The organism is Pseudoxanthomonas sp. LjRoot127, assembly GCF_964253495.1.
Classification (GTDB): domain Bacteria; phylum Pseudomonadota; class Gammaproteobacteria; order Xanthomonadales; family Xanthomonadaceae; genus Pseudoxanthomonas_A.
On record NZ_CAXUQR020000002.1, the window covers coordinates 60464 to 79289 of the forward strand.

Here is an 18826-nt window from a genome sequence, read left to right on the forward strand (position 1 = left end):
CGGTCACATCCTCAGCGAATCGGCAGTGATGGGGGCAGGCTCGCTCTCGATGCCGGCGGCGCGGAACAGCGCCGTGCCCTCTTCCAGGTGATCGGCCACGCGAGCCTGTATTGCCGAAGGAAGGTCGCCGTTCTCCGCCAGCTCGGACAGCGTGTCGTGCGTGATGGCCGCGTGCGCAAGCAACTTGGCCTGCGGGGCTCTGGCCGCGGCCAGGATGTCCGCCGTGGCCTGCAGGTGCGAACGCAGGTCCTCCGCGCTTGGCATCTGCGCGAGATCGACCTGTCGGACGATCTCAACCGGGAACGGGCCGGTGGCCGGCTCGATGCCCAGGTCGATGCGACCGTGAGCGCTGTAGTTGGCCAGGACCTGCGTTCCATCGGCCATGCGGATGGAGCCGATCCAGCCGCCACCGAAGTCAGAGCGAAGCTCACCCATTTCGACGCCATCCATATCCGCGATGGCCCCTTTCATCAGCTGCAGGCCTTCGCTGGCCTTGGCGTTGCTCGGGCCATCTTTCACTGCCCCGGCTTGACCGAACGCCTTGTTGGTGCCGCCAGCCAGGCAGATGGTGATGTTCTCGCGAATGGTCTGGATCGACTCTGTCGTCCCATCCCACATAAACAGATCGTGGCTCGCCTCCCGCAGCTCGTTCTCGAAGAACGCGGCGCGGCGCTGAGCGGCCGCGAGCGCGCCCTCCAGCCGCACCACGGCATCGTCGGCATCGGCCAGCAGCGCCTTGCGGGCAGCGAGGTCGTTGGCCGACATGGGCTTGTTGTGCAGAAGTACCGTTTCAAACGCGTTGAGACAGTCCTTCACGGGCTCGATATCACCCGCCGGTTCCTTCGGCCCCTTCAGGAAGCGATCGAGCTTGGCGAGCATGCGCTCGGCCAACGTCCGATCGGCATCGCTGGTCATGACGTGACCGGGATGCTTGAACAGGCCGCCCACCAGGTGGCGAAGCTCCCGCGCCATCTCCACCACGAACGAACCATCGAACCGTTCGGTCTTGGTCGGCGAGCGCAGCATGCCCATGTCGAAGTCGATGCGCGTGCGGTAGTACACCGCCACCGCATCTTTCATCTGCGGCAGCAGCGCCTTCATGATGTCGGAGCCTTCCTGGTGGGCGATCTCGACACGCGCGATCGCGTGGTTCATCGCCAGCGCCATCGCATCGGCCGCCTTCTTGGGCGTATCCATGCTGCTGTCGCCGTAGGTGATTTGCCACCGGGCGAGCACGCCCATGAGGGCATCGTATGCGGCGATGTCATCCGGCGCCGCACCCTTGTGATCCTCGTTGTCAGACTCGATCAGCACCGCAAGCCGATCAGCAGCACGGGCCACCGCCCGCATCGGTTCAATCGCCGGATCATGGTCCGGCGAGGGGATCTGGGCGATCAGCCTGTGCATGGCCAGGCCGGCCAACTGGCGCGTCTCTGCATCCAGTTCCGGGCGCATGACCACCTTGATGGTCGCGTTCTCGTAGATGGCGCGCTTGATCGTGTCGTCCATGCTCAGGCCACCTTCAGCCGCGGGACGTCGGCCAGCACTTCGTCCAGCGCGTCCTCCGGCACTTCGCCATCGCTCACACGCGCAAGCCATTGGTCGAGCAGGCCGTGGGCCTCCAGGTCCATGTGCTGGTCCCCGGTCAGGTCGCACGTATGCCGGCGGCCACCGGGCCAGACGAATTCCACCACCACCGATTCGGTTTCGGCGTCGGACTCCTCTTCCACGGAGTTGTGCACCTCAGTGTGCTTGAACGTGCGCCCGCTGGCGTTGGGCTTGATGAGCCACGACTGCTCACCGCCATCGGCAAGGTGCATGTGGTAGTTGATGTGTTGCAGGCGCATAGGGGGATCTCCGTTGAATATGGGAGGAATCAGGGTTTGAGGCCGCCGGCCGCTTCCGCGTCCAGCTCATCGATGTCCGACGCCAGCACGCAGCCGTAGTCCGGGTGCAGCGTCCAAGGGGAGGCTTCCAGCAGGCGGTAGATCTCTTCGTTGCGCGCATCGAAGCCGGCCGCCGCATCGGTGCCCATGGCCACTTGCATGGCCATGTCTTCGCAGACGGCCTGCACGGCCAGGAACGTGTCCTTGGTCATCGTCGCCGGCGCATCGAGCTGGCTGCGGATCTTGGCCACCGTGGCGGCATCGCCCATCTGGCGCGCCACGTCGTGCGCGATCGAGTCGCGCGGTGCCATCGCCTGGCGCAGCGGCAGCTCGCCCGGACGCTGCAGGTCGCGCAGATGCGCGCCTACGGCTTCGCCGATGCCCTTGGCATGGTTGAACAGGATCGATTGGCCCAGCGCTTCGTGAGCGACAGAGACGGGGAATCCGTTGACGAGATATTCCGGAATGCCCTTGGCCCGGGCATGCTCCACTGGCGTCAGCAATCGCTGCATGCCGTCTTCGCGCCCGAGCTTCACATCGGTTTGTCTGACGCGGGCGTAACCCCTCGTAAGCCCGTTCACGCTGGTAGCGCTCTCGTTCTGCACGTTGGGCTTGAAGTTCTTCCCTTCGGATTTATCGCGTGCCGCCTTGGCCACGAGGTAGTCGAAGGTGCGCCAGCGCTCGTCGTCATCGCCGATGTTCTCCAGCGCCTGGCCCAGGGTCTCATACTGCTTCGGATACGCAGGCACCTGGTCCATCGAGAACCCTTCGGCCAGCCCGCGCGAGATCGCGACGAGCCACCACCGCGTGCGGTTCTCCAGGCTGCCGCTCTGGGTGGAGTCGAACAGGGCTTCGTGCAGGACGTAACCCTGCTCCTGCAGGTACGCCATGAAGATCGCATAGCTCGCCGACGTGCGGGCTTCAGCGACGTTCTCCGACACGATCACAGCAGGCTGCACCGCGTCGACGATGCGCAGCGCGCCGTAGACCGCGAGTGCGTCAGTCGGATGGTCCTCCGCCTTGTCGATCTTCCGCTTCGCACGACCTGCCTTACTGTGTCCGGTGCAGGGCAGCGACAAACCCAAACTAGCCACTTTGCTGAGTGCAACCGGCTCCAGCTCTTCCAGCGCGGCTTCGTACAGCCGCGTGTCTTCGGTGATGGCCGGATTGTTGACCGACGCCATCTCCAGGTAGCGGTGATCGCGATCGACGATCCAGTCCACGCGCGAGCGCAGACCCTGCGCCTGCACGCCTTCGTGGAAGGCCAGCGTGGACACGCCCGCGCCCGCGCAGAGCGTGGCCTCGGTCAGATAGCCCTGCGCCACCTGCTCGCGCGTGCGCTTCTCGCGCTCTTCAATGGCCAGTTCCACCGGGTGCAGATCAAACACGATCTCGCCAGCGGAGAGCGTGGCGCGGATCTTGGCGCCCTCGCCCAGGATCTCGGCCAGCGCACCACCGGTGACGTCGATGATCGGGGTCTTGCGAACGACCTCCCCATCCTCGCCCTGGCGCTGCCGCTGGGACACGGCGCGATCGCCGTTGGCATCCAGCACCAGGCGCACTTGCCGCCGGTCCAGATCCAGGTCCACGCGAAAGCGCGTGCCCGGCTCGAAACCGATCCGGTTCAGGCGAAGGCCTTCCAGCCACAGGCGCGGGTTGCCGCGGTTCTGGCCCAGGCGGGTGTAGCTGACCTGGGCGTGCGGCTTGAACGCGTTGGCCAGCGAGCGGCGTGGGGCCGGCTCGTTGGGGTCAACCAGCGTGCGGATGTGGCGAATGCCCATCAGCCCATCCTCGGCGCTTCGGCGGCCGGCTCATCGAACACCGGCGCCGGCTGTTCCAGCAGGCCGCTGCCGCGGATCTTGTCCATCACGCGTTCGTGGGGCATGGACGCGTTGTCGAGGAAGGTGAAGAAGCGCTCGCCGACGCGCGCATAGATGCTGGTGATGTTGCCGCTGTAGTGCTCGACGAACTTGAAGCTCTCTTCGTGCCCGAACTGCTTCCAGCTCTTGGGCGGCATGACCTCCAGCGCGTCGATGAAGCGCTCTTGCGAGATCTCTTCCGGCTCGGTACGGCACAGCGCCTCAATCTGCACAGCCACTTCGGTCGAGTAATAGATCCCAGCGGTGGGATACTGCTCCCGAAACTGCGCCAGCGTGCGGTGCGATTGATCGAAGCGACCCACGAGCTGGCCATCTACGTGCATCGCTTCGTCCAGCACGTTGCGCTCACCCGGTACGTAGATATACAGGTGATCGTCCGGATCGGGCACGGCCGGCCTGTCGAAGACCTGCCTGGCGCTGCATCCGGAGCCGACTACGTGCAGCGTGACCACGCCTGCTTCCAGATCTACGACGCGCTTGGCGGCCGTGACCGTCCCATTATCGAAGGCGCGGGTGTGGATGCACCAGCTGTCATCGAGCTTGCTGAAGGTCAGCGTGTTGGCATGGGTGGCACGCTGATAGGTACCGCCCACCTCTGCCCACTGCAGCTGGGCGGTCTCCAACTCGGCCGGCGTGCACGGTAGGTCCAAGTTGTACAGGCTCGCCCACGCCACGAGCTCGTCGGCGGTCTTGAAGCCTTCATGTGGCAGCATGCCGTTGGACTTGACCACATAGCGGTAGCCCTGGTGGTGCTTGTCGGCGAACTCCTGCGGAAATCGCGACAGCAGGAAGTTGGAGTACCGCTTGACACCCGGCTGCGGCCAGGCCTCGCCGTGCCATGCGGCTTGCACGTTGGCCTCACGCAGGTGCACAACCTCGCCGTTCTCGCGCTGCGCCGTGATGGAGCGCTCGCCATACTTCTCGCCGATGATGGCCACCAGGGCCAAGGGCCCCGGCTCGCCCACGGCCTGCATGAAGCGCTGGCCCAGACCCCGGTCCAGCTCCGAACGGCCCAGCGGGGCGCCGAAGTGCTCTGCATTGATCATCGCGGGCCTCCCACCAGCAGACCGCTGGTGTTTTCCAGGTACTGCTCTTCGATCTCCACCGCCTTGTCCGGCGCCAGGAACTGCGCGTCGTCCACGCCCGTGCTCGCCAGATCGCTGTCCAGCGACTTGAACGCCATCACCTGTGGGTGCATGCGCGTGGCATCTTCCAGTCGCACCCACCCCTGCTCGCGGGAGTAGAAGCCGGCGCCGTCGCCGGCCTCCATCTTCTCCGGGCTGTAGAGCACGACGTAGGGGTCATTGCCACGCACCGGCTGGCCATCGGCCGGCACCGGGTCCGGCGCCTTCGCATGCTGCTCTGCAAGCTGGATCGCCGGGCGCATCCACGACGGCTCCTGAGCGGTCCCCAGGGCTTGCTTCAGATCCCGCGATGCCTGCCTCAGGCTGCCAAGGCAGAACATCCAGTCCCAGCGCTGCACGGAATCGATGGTGTAGAACTGGACCTTCGTGAGCCCCTTCAGCTCGGCGCGTTGCTCGCGCAGTGCTTCAAGCGCTTTCAGCAATTCGGGCGGCATGATTTGCGACATGCCCTGCACGCGCCCTGCGTGCTGCAGGACGGTGTCGACGGCATCGAGGAACGGGGACGGAGACGGTGCGGTCATGTTTACCTCAGGGACGGTTGCTGGAGCCGGGGCGAGCGGCTTCCATGAAGTCGGGAAAGTCCATTTCGTATTGGCCGGCGGCGAACCACTCCGGCAGCAGCTTTTCCTCCAGCGCTGCGACTTGCGCCTCGCGCTCGCTGCCGAAGTAGAGGTTCGATACCTGCGCGCCATCGGCGCTGACCCACTCCCACTGGGGCAGGCCGTCAGGGGAGGACGCTTCCTCGCCCTGGCCACGGCGCACGATCAGATCGTGCCCCTCGCACAACGACTCCAGGTCGTCGCGGGTGAACGTGTCAGGGATGTAGGCGATCGCCTTGCGCATGCGGCCGACGTCGATCCCCTGCTCGGCCTCCAAACGATCCAGACCTGCGCGGGCGTCCGGGCCGCCCCGCAGAATCGCCTCGGCTTCGTCGAGGGACAGTCCCGGGCAACCGATGGCGGTCAGTTGCTGATGGATGTTGGACACGGCACTGGCAGCTTCCTCATCCCACTGGCCTGCCAGCAGCTGCTGCCGCAGATCGCGTCCGCGCAGCATTCCCAGCTGCTCACAGATGTCACGCGCGATGTCCTCCGCCGCCAGGGGGCTGATGCCACGCTGAGTGGCAAAGTGCGGAATCAACTCGACGGCTGCATGCAGGCCGTTGCGGAAGGCGCCCTTCTGCTTGGAACTGCCAACGCTGTCGAGCAGAAAGGGGATGCTGAGGCTGGCAGTATTGGCCAGATAAGCGATGCCCGTCGCGCGGAGGTCATCTTCAACGCCTTCGGCCAGCACAGTGCGACTGGTCAGCGTGCTATGCACGAGCTCCAGTAAGTCACGGGAACCCCTGTCGATGTACAGGGCTTCATCGTGGCTCCCCGCGACGTCCAGGGAGGCCATGACACCCCGAGCAATTGCCCACCCTGCGCCCAGTTCGGGCCCCAAGAGGCGCTTGATCTCGCTGCCTGTCCAGTCGCGCCGCGCGTGGGCGGCGTGTGTTTCGAGAGGATGATTCATCAACGCGCCTCGCTTTCGTTATCTGGATACTACAACGAAAGTTAGCGCTGATACTGTGATCTATGGCACTAGATCACAGTTCTTATCACCACAGGTCGAGGGAAGCCCAACCCCTGATCAGGGATTGTTCCTCCACAGGTAGATGCCACAGCGGGCGCCCCCCATCTGCCACCTCGGATCGCCCGGGGAAAGGGAGTGGCGGGCCAAATCGCTTGCGCACGTAGGACAGCGAACCGGGAGACCGTCGTCTTGTGGGGCGGTGCCATGGGCTCGTTTGAACTGCTTCGCTGTGGGCAGCCGCTTCCACGTCGAGACCACGTCCGCAGCGGCGTCTTCCCGTCGCTGCCGGCGAAACCCACTCAGCACCACGCCAACGATCGCCGCATTGAACATCACGACGATAGCGAGCATCACCCAGTCCTGCCAACTTTCAGGTGCCGGACTGATCAGCCATGCTCCCGCTAGACCGATTGCCACAACCATGGCGATGCCGCCCACCAGCGCGATGAACTCAAGGCCAAGGCCTCTGACGTCGCGGGCCACTACGCGCCCCTAAGCGCCGGCGCCTCGCTCAGGACCTCTTCAAGGCGCCGGGTCAGGTCGCGGACCTTCACCGTGTGCGGATCTTCCGGATTGGCGTCCATCCACGCGTTGATCGCGCGTTCGCCCGGCTCGCCCGCCCGGGTGGCGATCTCAAAACGGATGGTATCCATCCGATCCCGCACTTCGTAGGCCAGCTGCTCGGCGTAGTCCTCGTCGTCAACGCCATCGGCGAGTTGGTCCAGCGCCTTCTCCACGCCGTCGAGCCACACTTCGTCCGCGGCACCATCGACCCAGGGCTTTTCCGTCAGCACGTAGCCGATGACGTTGACCACGCGGAATCCCGGCGAGGCCCACAGGCCCTCGCCCGAATCACTCTCGACGATGGACCAAACATTGTTCACGGGCTCGTCTTTGACCTGCGCGTGATCGCGCATGAAGTCGCCGCCGCCTTCCTCGCCGACTTCCAAGGGGGCGTACAGATCGAAGAACTCGCTCTCTGTGCGGAGATACCACGGGCGACTGTCGGTCATGGGCTTCGCTTCTGTTCGTGCTGCAGGGATTCGATCTGGTCGTTGTGGTCCCAACGCTCAGTAAACTCGCGCACCCACTCCAGCTGTGCCAGCGTGAGCTTGGGATCGAACAGGTGCTCGTCGGCCGACGTGAGGTCGAGGCCTTCCAGCTTCATCCACGCCTCGTATTCGAGCGTCATCGCATCGCGCGCCTTGTCGGTGTCGATGTCGCGCTGTTCGTCGGTGAGCGCTTCCAGCGGCGGCACGAATCGCAGGGACGGGAGCGGATGCCCGTCTGCCGTGAGCTGCTGATCGCCCGGCTTCTCTCGGGCCACCTGGGCCGCATTGTTGGCGTGGGCGTCCAGAGCGGTGGTGATGGCATCATCCAGCGCCTGCCGGGACATGCCCGCCTGCGCCAACGCCAGCAACACGCTGTGCAGCGCATCGCGATAGCCATCGTCGTAGTCGAAGTCGCCTACGGGCAGCGCCTGTTCCAGGCGCGCCAAAGTCTCGGCAATGGTCGGCGGCTGGCTGCTCACGGACGCGCTGCCTGGCGTGCTTCTTCGGCCTCGCGCTCTTCCAGCGCCGCCTCGAAGCCCGGGTACATCATCAGCTCGTCACCGGGCTGCATGATGTTCAGCTGGATCAGGTATTCCTGCAGGCCGTCCATATCGGTAGCATGCTTCATGAAGCCGTCGTCGATGATGGAGGTCTCATCAGGCCCCAGTTCATTGCCCGCCCTGACCTCATACACGGTAGCGCCCGCTTCGTTGCGGACGTCGGCGGTAAAACCACCGCGCTCTTGGCGGTCGATGTAGTAGCCGAAGAGGGCCATGGCGTTTCCTGAGGGTTGTTGAACTTTGGTTAGAGTATCCCGTGCTTCTGAGCCAGGCAATGCCTGTCCCAGCCTCAGGGCCTCATACTGGGGACGTCACTGCGCCGGGACTCAAGCCACGCGCCGGCACGCTGCTGATTGGCGTCCGCAGGCACGGTCGCAAGCAACTCAGCGACCGCATCCAGCTGGACGACGTCTTCCTCCAGCATCGCGTGCACGAACTCCAGATCCTTTTCGCGACCTGCAAGCAACTTGGATACCGCGAGATCTTCGGGCGAGATGAAGCGCGCCGTCTTCGTCGTGCCATAGGCATCGAACGTGATCGTACCCAGCCGCTGCTCCCATCCGGGAGCGAGCTTGGCCGTACTCATCTCCACGCCGTCAGCGTAGTAGCCGAAGCGCTCGTTGAAGTCCGAGCCTTCGCCGATCACGCCCGACACCCTATCGGCCACCTCTTCTGCCAGGCGCTGGTCCGGCGTCATGGCCGCCAGATCCGCCTCCATGGAGCGCATCAGGGTGAAGTTGTCCGATTCGACGGCGCCGAGGATGGCCTGGCTGCCGATGAGCAGGAAGTCGACGCGACCGCCTGCCACTTCGTTGGCCGCCCGCAGGACATGGAGCAAGGCCTCACGCTTCATTGCTTCGCGCTCCGGGCCGACTCCAGGAACTGCAGGCGCTCGGCCTGGCTGACCACGTCCAGAAACGGGGCCGTGGAGCGCAGCACATCCCCGCGCTCGCTGGGGTCACGCAGCTGTCGTACGACCGCCTGCATCCCTTCGTTGATTCGGCTCTCCCACTCGTCCCAGTAGCGATCGCTGGCACTGGGCGAGTTGATGGTCCGCCAGCGCTGCAGGCGCCGGCGCCCGCGCTCCAGCGCGCCCGGGTCGCGACCCTCGATCCGATCCGCCACCAGGGACCAGAACGCAAGGCGCTGGGCAGGGTTCATGGACATGGTCAGCCCAGAGACGGCCTCAGGGACGGCGCGGGGGCATCTTCCTCGCGCTCGGCCAGCTCACCGCTCCAGTCGATCGCGGCCGTGTCGAAGCCCTGCGCGAGCAGATTGCGAGCGAACATGCCGGCAAACGATCGATCCGGCGCCCGATGCTCGCCCCACGGCCCATTGACGGCCGTTTCGATGAACCACAAGCGGCCCTTGGCGGTGCCGTAGACCATCTCACCATCGGCCTGGCCATCGTCGCGATAGTGCGTCAGGTACACGCGCTGCTCGAAGCGATCGTCCGAGGGGTGGACCTCGATCGCCAGGTCCTGGTACGGCGGGTTCTTCAGCCGGCAGTGCGCGGTGCGACCATCTCCCAGGCGCACGTAATCCATCATTCGCGGCAGGACGGCCAACCGGCTGAGCAGCTTGGTCACGTTGGTCTCTGCCTGGCGGTTGGCGTACCAGGTGCCCGTCAGGCACTTGGGGTAGTCCGCCAGCACCTCGATGCGCGACTGCGTCGGATCGGCGTTGTCGGCCTTCTGCACCGCATGCGCGTGCACGAGGGCTGCGATCTTGTCCATCGACGTCCGTCCACCCAGGACACGCACGTCGTCGGGGACCTCCATCGGCTCGTTGAGCAGATCCACGTGCCAGCCACCGTGGCCCTGGTAGACGTGCGCACGGCGCACGAACTCGGCCTGCGGCATCCAGTGGGCGGGCAGCATGACCTCCGGACCCGGCATGGGCAGGCCCGCCTGCTCCGGCTCGGCCGCCGGCGGCGTGTAGTGGATGGCCGAGTCGTCGATGTCGCGCACCTGGGCCTGCGGGAACACGGCGCGGATCTCGCTCAGGTGGATTTTCTGACCTTCACGCGTGTACAAGCCGTCGCGATGCTTGAAGCCCATGCGGGCAGCATCGGCGGCGTCGGGGCCAGAAGCGCCAGGCAGCGCGAGCAGTACCAGGTTGCGATCGACTTGACCATGCAACTGCATGGCCAGCCCATACATCGAAAGATCCACCCAGCGCACGCCCCACTCCTTCCCGATTACATTCCCGGATTGATGATGTTGTCGATATCGCGCACGAACCGCTTGTACTCGGCGTTGCGCCCCGCATGTTCGGCGACCTTCTCGATCGCCTTGTAAGTCTTTTTCACATCGTCGTCATGACGGTGCAGGACCTTGCGCCACAGCTTGCGCAGGTCGGTCGCGCCCAGATGTTTGATGTTGTTGACCTTCGTCGCCTCGAAGTGCTGCAGCATGATCAACTCGGGCGTGGAGCTCAGCATCTCGAACTCGCCCATCTTGTCCTTCAGCGTGATCACCTCGTGCTGCAGCCGGTCCCGGCGGTCCGGGATCTCGGTGATGCCCTGCACGATGGTCAGGGAGGCCTCGCCTTCGGAGATCGGTCGCTTGTAGTGGTACTTGCCGCCGATGAAGATCATGCCGTCCATCGGCTTGTGCTCATACGCCGTCCGGTGCGTGAGCACCGCATTGGGGAACAGCATCGAGGTCAGGCGCATGCCGTACTCATCGAGCACCTTGCCGAAGTCGTGCTGCGCACCGACATAGATGCCGTCGCCAACCGACTTCAGGACACCCGCCTTCTTGAGCTGGTGCGCCTTGGTCTTGTCGAGGCCTTCGTCGCCGAGTACGAGCAGTTTCAACTTGCGTCCGATGTTTTCTGGTGTGTTCATGCGTTTACTTTCGTTGTAGTATCCTGCACCTGAACTGATAGTGCAACGATAGTTAGAGAAGAATTCGTTTCGATTGACAACGGGTTAACGGGCGAATAGAGGACAATCGTTTAACATCTTTCGCCAACGAGGCTCCGTAATGCGGGTGCAGCAGAGCACGGACAGAATGTGCCCCCTGTCAGCATTACGCTTACGAAAAATTTTCCCCGTGAAGTAGGGTTTTCCCCTACAGACAAGCTATAATATACTCGGATGAAACGTACTTTTTTGTCTCTGTCAGGAATGCAGCCCATGAGCGCACCGACCACCCCCTCCCCCCTTCCCAGCGCCGCCCGCTCGCTGCTGTCGGCCGCCCGACGCAGCGTGTCCGCTGATGCCCCCACCCTGCACGACTACCGTATGCAGGGCCTGGAGGCGGCTGAGCGCCTGCGCGATCGCCCCCGCCCCCGATAAGGGGCCGGCCAGGCAAGACCCGAACGGCGGCCCTACGGCCGCCTTTCTGTTTCGGGAATCGTTTCACAAGAAACAAACATTCCTGAGCACAGAAGAAAGCAAAAGCCCGGCACTTGGCCGGGCTTTGCATTTCCGCCTGGTGGCTCCCATCAGCGGGGGCGGTTCGTACTCGATGCCGGCGCCAGCGCCAGCTCGACCGCCAGCTCATCCTCCCCCGTCAGCACGAAGTTCGTGGCCTGATCCAGGAAGCGATCGCGATCCAGCGTGAGCTGCACGCGCACCGACTCGGGCAGGGAGCGGTACCGGATGGCCGATCCGACGTAGGCCCGCACGAAGGCTTGGCCGAACAGCTGCTCATCGCCCAGCTCATAGAACGCCACTAGGCCACGCAGGTAGGCCGTCTTGTCGAAGTCCACGAAGGACAGCGGCGCATAGTCGTTGGCAATCAACGGCGCATTGGCCAACACACGCGAGGTGCGCTTGTTGGCGTCATAGAACGGCTGCAGGTACGGCAGGCGCGTCATCACGTAGAACGCCTGCTGCACGGGATGATCGATCGATCGCGCATGTGTGATCGCGCGGCGCGCCTCGTCCTCCAGGAATCCTGGCGGCCGCCCCTCGGCTTGTGGCGGCAGATACGAGGTGCCCGTGATGTGCAGGCCATCAGGCGTGTAGGAGCGGATGACGCCCCGCTTGCCGACTTCCAGGAAGTGGCGAGACCCTGGGGCATCGGTGTCGTCTGCCAACGCCTTGTGGATGGCCAACAGCTGGTCGAACTCGATATCCGGCCTGGCCAGCATCAGTTCGATCGCGCGGCGGTGATTGATCACCATCGCCGCGTCCTCGGCAGGCTTGTCCTTGCTGACCGTTCCGAACTGAAGCAGCGACTTGGTCTCCAGCTCGGTGTAGGTGTTGCCCTCCAGCTTGGAAGACGCCCAGGCGAAGTCGATCAGGAACTTCGACAGCCCGTGGCCTGACGACCTGGGCGTCTCTACACCCTGGACCAGCCGGTCCAACCGCTGCAGCTGCTCTTCGCTGAAGAACTCGCGATCGTCCAGCCGCTCGCCCTGATACCGCGCCACGGGGCGATCAGTATCGGGCTTGTCCAGGTAGGCGAGGATCGAATCGACCGCGAGCAGTGTCCGCATGCTGACTCCGTTACGGCCGCGGCGACGCCGGCTCTTCTTCCAACTCCTGCGTCCACTCTTCCTCCTGCTGGCTGCGGATGAAGGCGTATTGGTGGGCCATCTCGCTGCGGATCTTTTGGCGGCTCACGTCGCGATCCAGATTGCGCACGACCTTGTAGAGCACAGCGAGATCTTCAGCGGAAAAGCCCATCAGCTCTTCCTCCATCTCTGCCTGCCCGTCCCACCGGAGCGAGCCGACGCCGTCGATCTTGTCCAGCACCAGCCACCCGCCCATGCGACCCTCGACACCCAGGTGGATCTTGCCCTGCATCTCGCCCGGGTAGATCGTGTAGTCGCCCTCGACGTAAGCGCTCAGCGCGCTTTCGCAGGCGCGACCGAACACCTCGTTACTCTCATCCTTCAGGTACTGCTCCCAGCGCTCGTCGAACTGCGCATCACCCGGGTAGTCCGACGTCTTGCCCGTGGTGTCGACATCGAACGGCACCTTGATGTTCCAGGCCAGACGACCGTTCGCATAGGGACCATCGCGGTGCGTGGTGTGGCTGATCAGTTCCTTGACGATCTCCACGCGCTTCTGCGCCGGGTAGGTGTACGGATCATCCTCCGGACCCTCCTGCTCCACGCTCATCACCTGCCAGTTGTCGGCATCCGGGATCGGATAGACGTAGGCAGGCTTTGCCGCATTGATGTCAGGCATGCACTGACGATATCGCGATTGCTGCTTCACCAGGCCACAGAAGGTGGGCCAGTCTGCATCCATCAGTTGCGTGAAGAGCATTTTCTGCGCGGTCTTGTTGTACGCCACCGGGCCGCAATCGAACAACACCTGGCGATTGTCGTCATCCAACACCGCAACGCCGTTCATTTCTGAGCCCACGATCCCTGCGTTGTAGGCCGTCGAAAGAACCACCTTGAACGAACGCTTTCCCCCATCTTCGCTATTGAAGGTCTTTGCCTTGCAATCATCCTCGTGAGCGAAGTGGAAGGGGCCGATCTGGTAGGAAATATCGCTCATGCGCGTGCCTTGATTGTGTAGGGGATGGGAGATCCCGGCGACCTGGATAGGATACTCCAGGACCCGGGTTAGGGCCGGGGGCGTGCGGTCAGATCGTCGCCGTCGTCCGGCACGCGGTTGGAGAAGAACACCCCGAAGTAGTCCGCCACGCGCTGCTGATCCGCTGGCCGCGGCGGCTGACCGTCGACCGCCAACAACGTCAGCGAAAACAGCTTGTCCTGACCACGCTCGAAGTGGGCGCGATCCTCCGCAGGCATCGTCGTCTTGAAGACGGGCTTTGCCCCGTCCCACAGGTGACGGTCCGTCACCTTGTCGAACCCGTACTTCTGCTGCAGGCGCGCCAGCTGCTCGCAGTCGAATTCCTCGCTCTCCACCTCGAAGCCGGATTCAAGCGGCTGCCCGGCGTCGTACGCCGCGTTGTTCCACACCTCGAATGTCACGCTCACGGTGTACGTGCGCGGATCGGTGTCGGTATCAGCTCGTACCATCTTCACTTCTCCTGGTTGGCAGCAGCATGCAGCTGCTTGAGCGCAGAACCTGCGACACGACGCAGGACGATGCGCGCCTCGACGATCAGGTCGCGCTGCGCCGCATTTCGCAGATCCGACTCGCTTTCCATCACGCCGACGCGATAGGCCAGCTCGGCCGCGGCCTCGGCAGGCATCACGTAGTGGGAGCGCCGCGACTTCAACAGCTGCTCGGAGACGTACGCCTCATTGCTGGCTGTGTAGAACCCCGCTCGGGGGCCATGCGGGTTGCTGTAGAACGTCATCAGCTCGCGCATCTGCGCGGTGAATTCGTCCTCGGCGGGCTTGACGACTGCGTTCATGGCGAAGGCGAGGCGTAGTCGTCGATCGCCATGCGCTGCACGGCCACGAGCGTCGTCGGCAGCATCAGGGACTGCTCGATGACCTCGCGACCCTTCGGGCGCCGCGCGAGCACGGCGGCATCACCCGTCACGCTCACTTCCACGGCCACCGCGCACTTGACTGCATCGCCGGCCAGCCCCGCCTGGTGCAGGCGCTGGGCGGACTCGCTCAGCTCAACGCCCTCCACCACAGCGAAGGTGGGCTCATTGCTTCGATTGAGCTTCCACAGGTGCTGCAGTTCCTCCAGCAGCGCTACCGGGATGCCGGCGCTGTCGGCGGCATCTTCCAGGGAGACTCCCTGCATCAGATAGGCCTGTTCCGCCACGCGGTGTCCGTTGAACACCGCCGACGAGGACCCATAGCCCAACCCTTTCACACGCTGACCCAGCGTGCCGAGGTTGAAGAAGTCCGCCTCTCGCACAATGGCGACCAAGACCTGCTTGCCTTGGACGCCCACCAGCAGCTTCTCTTCCAACAGGACAGCACTCACGGGCGCGAGCCCTCCAGCTCGAACCCCGACACCTCCAGGCGCGGCGCGTCATCGAGCGTGCGCCGGAAGCTGGTGGTCAGGATCGAGATCCCGTCGCCGATGCCGTCGCCATCATCAAATACCTCGTAGAGGATGTCGCCGGTGTGCTGCGTGCGAACGTAGCTGACCGGCTCCACGTCGAACCTGCCCTTGGGCATGATGTCCGAGTTGTCGACATTGATCAGCCGCTCCAAGCCCTGAAACACCTCATCCACATCAGCACCCTCCAGGACGATGCCGCCCACCACCTGCTCCTGCAGATCATGGTTGTACCAGTCCTCACGCAGCTTCTCGAACAGCCCTGCCGGCACGCCAGTGGCGGCTTGCAGCGCCTCGAACATCGCATCGTTCTCGCCATCGACAAGCACGATGAAGGCCCGATTCTTGACCGAGAACTCTGCGGCCCGGGCGCCACCATCGAGCGTTGCCTGCAGCTTGCCTTCGTAGTGGGCGCTGATCTCCGGCGACCAGTCGCTGAAGCTCACGGTGTTTCGCGCAGGGTTGCACGCGATCAACAGAACCGGGGCCTGGCTCACTGCCGTGGCTTCGTACGCGAAGTCCTCATCGAACGCGTCGCGGTGGCACTTCAGCAGCTCGGCATCACCGAGCTTGCTGAAGCCGCGGAACCCCTCGGTGATCATGCCCAGCAGGAAACCGCGATCGCCATGTGCGGAGCTGAAGGTGTCGCTGCTCAGCTTCTCGATCAGCTCGGCGCGCTGCGGTGGAGTCAGAAGGGTTTTCGCGATGCTCACGGCTTGGGGGTCTCCGGGCGGGGGTCGTGTTCGTAGCGGCCGATCATGTCTTCGTGCTCGATCAAGAGCGCTTCGTCGGTCATGTCCTGGTAGCCTCCACGACCTTCGCGAAGCAGGTTCTGCAGGTACTCGACGTCCTTGCGAATGAACGCGACGGTGTCATCCACCAGGGCCTCGATCACGACACGGCGTTGCTCGTCGGTCAGCAGGCGCTCCGGCGCCTCGGCAGATACTTCGGCTGAACTCACTTTGATGTCCTCGTACGGGAATTCTCTTTTGAAGGCTTCGATGTGGCACGCCAGCAGATCGACATCTGCCAGCTTGTGCAGGCCGGCAAAGCCGCCCTTGACGATCGCCTTCAGCATGGGGCTCCGGTTCATCGCCGTGGCGAATCGCGGGACGCTTAGCGCCGCGATCAGCGCCTCGCGCTGCTCCGGGTGCAGCGTGAGGGGACCGCCCTCACTCACGGCGACGGCGCTTCTGGCCGCGGATCTTCCTCGAATCGTTCACCGAAGATCTCCTGGTACTGGCCAAGCAGCAGCTCGTCGCTCATGCGCTCGAAACCTTCCCACCCCTTCTTGAGACGTGAGTAAAGGACGCCGTCGCCAGCGATGCACGAATCGATCTCATGCTCGATCAGTTCATCGATCAACTGCACCCGATGCTCATCGCTCAGCAGTCGTTCCATGGGCGACGGCGCCGGGTTCTCGAACACGTACGGCTCGCCGTAGGCTTCCTGATACCGCTGCTTGAGCGCGTTGTCGCTCATCGCGTGGTAGGACGGGATCTGCGCACCAAGCAGGAACAGGTCCGGGATGAACGCCTTGTCCTGGCACGCACGTGCTACGTCGCGGGCCACCAGGCGACGGATCAGCTCGTCGCGGCGCACCTTGATGTAGGTATCGAGATCGGGGGAAATGTCGGTCACGGGCGTGCTCCCTGGCTGCTGCGCAGCTCGCACACCAGATCCGCCAGCGCACGGGCCTCGCGGCGGCCGCGGAATGGCATGCCGTCGCCGGCGAGCGCCGTCGCTGCGGCGAAGATCTCATCGGCATCCGCCTCATCGTCGATGCAGATGCCTTCGGCCTCGATGTGAGCACGCAGGTCATCCAACTCACGCACGTCGCCGGTGGTCGGCGTCAGCTCGCGCTCGCGATGGATCTCCGACAGCTCGAAGGGCGTGGGCATGCCGCTGGTCAGATGGCGACGCAGTTGTGCGGCGCCTTCGGCCACCGCAGCCAGCTCATCGCGCAGTTCGCGCACGTTGCGGGCGCTGGCCGGGTTGAGGGTGATGATGTGCGTCTGCGTGCGGCCACCGCCGCCCTTGCCGTACATCGAGAACAGCGTCCAGGTGGCGCTGTCCGGGTGTGCCACGTGGCTTGTCCCATGCAGCTTGGCCACCGCAGGGTTCTGCTCACGCTCCCAAGGATTCGCGGAGCCTGCGGCCAGCCCACCCGGCTTGGCCAGGCGCGTCCAGGGCAACGCCTTCTGGCGCGCTTCGGCGGCGAGCATCAGCCTGCTCTCGGCCGACAGATCCGTGCCGTCCGCTGCCTTGCCGCTGATCGCACGCTCCAGGTTGGCGCGGCTGCTGGTGGCGTCGAGGTACATCGCGACGACTTCCGTTGTCGAGTAGGCATCGAGGCAGTCGATGTTGACCAGGTCGCGGTCCTCGCCATCGCCATTGGCGATGCTGACGGTGATGTAGGCGACATTGGGATCGTTGTGAGCATCCCAGGCGTCCATCTCTTCGCCCTCTTCGATCGTGTCCGCATTCCAGACGTCACCCAAGGTGACCTCCGCTCGCGGGATCGGTTCGTTGTCTTCTGCGCGCAGAAGCGCGATAGCGAGCGTACTGATCCGCGATGCGGCAATGCCAACGATCTTCATTCGATGCTCTCGGGGGAAGAGTCAGCGGCCGACACCTGGACGAGGATCAGGTGCCGGCCGCTTCCATCAGGGCTTGGGGGATTGGCGCGTACGCGGCTGGACCTGGTCCAGGCCGAGCGTGGAGGCGTCGAACACTACCTCATCACCGCCGGCGTCCAGGATCTCGTCGTACATCGCACGACGCTCTTCCACCAGCGTGTCCTGCAGCTCGGGGTCGAAGGCGAGCATGTAGCCCACGGCCTGCTCGGCCTTGCCTGCCGCGCGGAGCGCGACCTGCTTGCCACCACCGAAAGCGGCGTGGATGTCGGCCGGATCGAAGCTCTCGCCCTTGATCGGGATGCCCAGGCGCATGCTGAGCATGGCTTCGGCCATCTTCTGCACCAGGCGCTTCTCGGCCGCATTCTGCTCGGCCTGCTGCTGGCGTGCTTCCTCGCTCGCCGGCTCGGCCTTGGCCTTGCGGCCGCGCTCGATGACGCCCTCGGTGATGGCCACGCGCATCAGCACCGAACCCAGCTGGTCGGCCGAGGATGCGTGGATCGTGTCGTCGATCAGCTCGGCCTTGCCCACCTTCGCGTCCCACTGGACCTCATAGCCCATGTGGTTGGCGATGCGCTCCAGCACATCGACGGCGCGCGAAGTGGCGCCCGGCCCGGTGATGACACCCTTGGGTTCGGTGATCGGCTCGCCGCCGGTGCGGTCCAGCTGGTCCACGTTGAACACGCGGAACTGCGCCAGACGCGGGTAGGTTTCCAGGATCGGCTCCTGGGTGTCCTCATCGACCTCGCCCGTGTCGCGGGTGACGGTCTGGAAGAAGAAGACCTTCGTGGACTGCTCGCCCTTGCGCACGCTCCAGCCGCGGGATTTGGCGCCGTCGAAGGTGCACCACTGGCCGGACTCGTAGCCCTTCTCCATGGCGGCGTTGGCCAGCGTCAGCACATTGAGGCCGTGGTACGGCCGGCCGTTGGCCGCCGAAGTCGGCCACTGCATCACCTTGCCGAAGGTGGAGACCGGATCGAGCACACCGGCCTCGACTGCGCGGGCCAGCTCGTCACGGCTGAGATCGAAATTGGAAGGCCGCGTCGCGCCCTGCGGCGTCGTGCGGGCGGAGGTCGAGGCGGCACCAGTGGAAGGAATAGCCCCTGCCGGCAAGGGGGATGCCGGCAGGGGGTTCCCAGCAACCTGGCCGCCGACCAGCGAACTGATCGGGCGAATCCGGGTCATGGT

General features: G+C 64.5%; 24 protein-coding genes. All 24 read right to left on the bottom strand.

What is annotated here, in order from left to right; all coding sequences use genetic code 11:
• Window positions 1–3 precede the first annotated feature (3 nt).
• Window positions 4–1422, bottom strand: coding sequence for a hypothetical protein (locus ACSQ19_RS19125; RefSeq protein ID WP_436001212.1), 1419 nt, complete (start codon window positions 1420–1422; stop codon window positions 4–6).
• An 89-nt stretch (window positions 1423–1511) separates the two neighbouring features.
• Entirely contained in the window at window positions 1512–1847 is a 336-nt protein-coding gene (locus ACSQ19_RS19130) for a hypothetical protein (protein ID WP_436001214.1), read from the bottom strand.
• Between the two features lie 29 nt (window positions 1848–1876).
• On the bottom strand, window positions 1877–3667 hold the full coding sequence (locus tag ACSQ19_RS19135; RefSeq protein WP_436001216.1) for a DNA cytosine methyltransferase: 1791 nt from the start codon (window positions 3665–3667) through the stop codon (window positions 1877–1879).
• On the bottom strand, window positions 3667–4812 hold the full coding sequence (locus ACSQ19_RS19140; protein ID WP_436001218.1) for a hypothetical protein: 1146 nt from the start codon (window positions 4810–4812) through the stop codon (window positions 3667–3669). The genes ACSQ19_RS19135 and ACSQ19_RS19140 overlap by 1 nt, the downstream gene beginning before the upstream one ends.
• On the bottom strand, window positions 4809–5432 hold the full coding sequence (locus tag ACSQ19_RS19145; protein WP_436001220.1) for a hypothetical protein: 624 nt from the start codon (window positions 5430–5432) through the stop codon (window positions 4809–4811). Before ACSQ19_RS19145 ends, ACSQ19_RS19140 begins: the two co-directional genes overlap by 4 nt.
• A 7-nt stretch (window positions 5433–5439) precedes the next feature.
• Complete coding sequence (locus ACSQ19_RS19150; protein WP_436001222.1) at window positions 5440–6426, bottom strand: hypothetical protein; 987 nt, start codon at window positions 6424–6426, stop codon at window positions 5440–5442.
• Between the two features lie 117 nt (window positions 6427–6543).
• Complete coding sequence (locus ACSQ19_RS19155; RefSeq protein ID WP_436001224.1) at window positions 6544–6969, bottom strand: hypothetical protein; 426 nt, start codon at window positions 6967–6969, stop codon at window positions 6544–6546.
• A complete protein-coding gene (locus tag ACSQ19_RS19160; protein WP_436001226.1) occupies window positions 6969–7499 on the bottom strand; it encodes a hypothetical protein in 531 nt (176 codons plus the stop codon). Before ACSQ19_RS19160 ends, ACSQ19_RS19155 begins: the two co-directional genes overlap by 1 nt.
• Complete coding sequence (locus ACSQ19_RS19165) at window positions 7496–8017, bottom strand: hypothetical protein (RefSeq protein WP_436001228.1); 522 nt, start codon at window positions 8015–8017, stop codon at window positions 7496–7498. The genes ACSQ19_RS19160 and ACSQ19_RS19165 overlap by 4 nt, the downstream gene beginning before the upstream one ends.
• Window positions 8014–8313, bottom strand: a complete 300-nt coding sequence (locus ACSQ19_RS19170; RefSeq protein WP_436001230.1) for a hypothetical protein — start codon at window positions 8311–8313, stop codon at window positions 8014–8016. Before ACSQ19_RS19170 ends, ACSQ19_RS19165 begins: the two co-directional genes overlap by 4 nt.
• 74 nt (window positions 8314–8387) lie before the next feature.
• Window positions 8388–8951, bottom strand: a complete 564-nt coding sequence (locus ACSQ19_RS19175) for a DUF6036 family nucleotidyltransferase (RefSeq protein WP_436001232.1) — start codon at window positions 8949–8951, stop codon at window positions 8388–8390.
• Window positions 8948–9259, bottom strand: coding sequence for a hypothetical protein (locus ACSQ19_RS19180; protein ID WP_436001234.1), 312 nt, complete (start codon window positions 9257–9259; stop codon window positions 8948–8950). Before ACSQ19_RS19180 ends, ACSQ19_RS19175 begins: the two co-directional genes overlap by 4 nt.
• Before the next feature lie 8 nt (window positions 9260–9267).
• A complete protein-coding gene (locus ACSQ19_RS19185; protein ID WP_436001236.1) occupies window positions 9268–10281 on the bottom strand; it encodes a hypothetical protein in 1014 nt (337 codons plus the stop codon).
• Window positions 10282–10298: 17 nt separating this feature from the next.
• Complete coding sequence (locus tag ACSQ19_RS19190; protein WP_436001238.1) at window positions 10299–10949, bottom strand: hypothetical protein; 651 nt, start codon at window positions 10947–10949, stop codon at window positions 10299–10301.
• A 602-nt stretch (window positions 10950–11551) separates the two neighbouring features.
• On the bottom strand, window positions 11552–12550 hold the full coding sequence (locus ACSQ19_RS19195) for a Fic family protein (protein WP_436001240.1): 999 nt from the start codon (window positions 12548–12550) through the stop codon (window positions 11552–11554).
• Window positions 12551–12560: 10 nt separating this feature from the next.
• Window positions 12561–13565 carry a hypothetical protein gene (locus ACSQ19_RS19200; RefSeq protein WP_436001242.1) on the bottom strand — a complete coding sequence of 335 codons (1005 nt, stop codon included), beginning with the start codon at window positions 13563–13565 and terminating at the stop codon, window positions 12561–12563.
• A gap of 68 nt (window positions 13566–13633) precedes the next feature.
• Window positions 13634–14053: a hypothetical protein gene (locus ACSQ19_RS19205; protein WP_436001244.1), complete on the bottom strand. Its 420-nt coding sequence runs from the start codon at window positions 14051–14053 to the stop codon at window positions 13634–13636.
• Between the two features lie 2 nt (window positions 14054–14055).
• On the bottom strand, window positions 14056–14394 hold the full coding sequence (locus ACSQ19_RS19210; RefSeq protein ID WP_436001246.1) for a hypothetical protein: 339 nt from the start codon (window positions 14392–14394) through the stop codon (window positions 14056–14058).
• Window positions 14391–14924 (bottom strand): hypothetical protein, encoded by a 534-nt coding sequence (locus ACSQ19_RS19215; RefSeq protein WP_436001248.1) that lies wholly within the window; start codon window positions 14922–14924, stop codon window positions 14391–14393. The genes ACSQ19_RS19210 and ACSQ19_RS19215 overlap by 4 nt, the downstream gene beginning before the upstream one ends.
• Window positions 14921–15715: a hypothetical protein gene (locus ACSQ19_RS19220; protein WP_436001250.1), complete on the bottom strand. Its 795-nt coding sequence runs from the start codon at window positions 15713–15715 to the stop codon at window positions 14921–14923. The genes ACSQ19_RS19215 and ACSQ19_RS19220 overlap by 4 nt, the downstream gene beginning before the upstream one ends.
• Window positions 15712–16080 (bottom strand): hypothetical protein, encoded by a 369-nt coding sequence (locus tag ACSQ19_RS19225; RefSeq protein WP_436001252.1) that lies wholly within the window; start codon window positions 16078–16080, stop codon window positions 15712–15714. The genes ACSQ19_RS19220 and ACSQ19_RS19225 overlap by 4 nt, the downstream gene beginning before the upstream one ends.
• A 98-nt stretch (window positions 16081–16178) precedes the next feature.
• Window positions 16179–16643: a hypothetical protein gene (locus ACSQ19_RS19230; protein WP_436001254.1), complete on the bottom strand. Its 465-nt coding sequence runs from the start codon at window positions 16641–16643 to the stop codon at window positions 16179–16181.
• Window positions 16640–17602, bottom strand: coding sequence for a hypothetical protein (locus tag ACSQ19_RS19235; protein WP_436001256.1), 963 nt, complete (start codon window positions 17600–17602; stop codon window positions 16640–16642). Before ACSQ19_RS19235 ends, ACSQ19_RS19230 begins: the two co-directional genes overlap by 4 nt.
• 66 nt (window positions 17603–17668) lie before the next feature.
• Window positions 17669–18823, bottom strand: a complete 1155-nt coding sequence (locus ACSQ19_RS19240) for an ArdC-like ssDNA-binding domain-containing protein (RefSeq protein WP_436001258.1) — start codon at window positions 18821–18823, stop codon at window positions 17669–17671.
• Window positions 18824–18826: the final 3 nt, after the last annotated feature.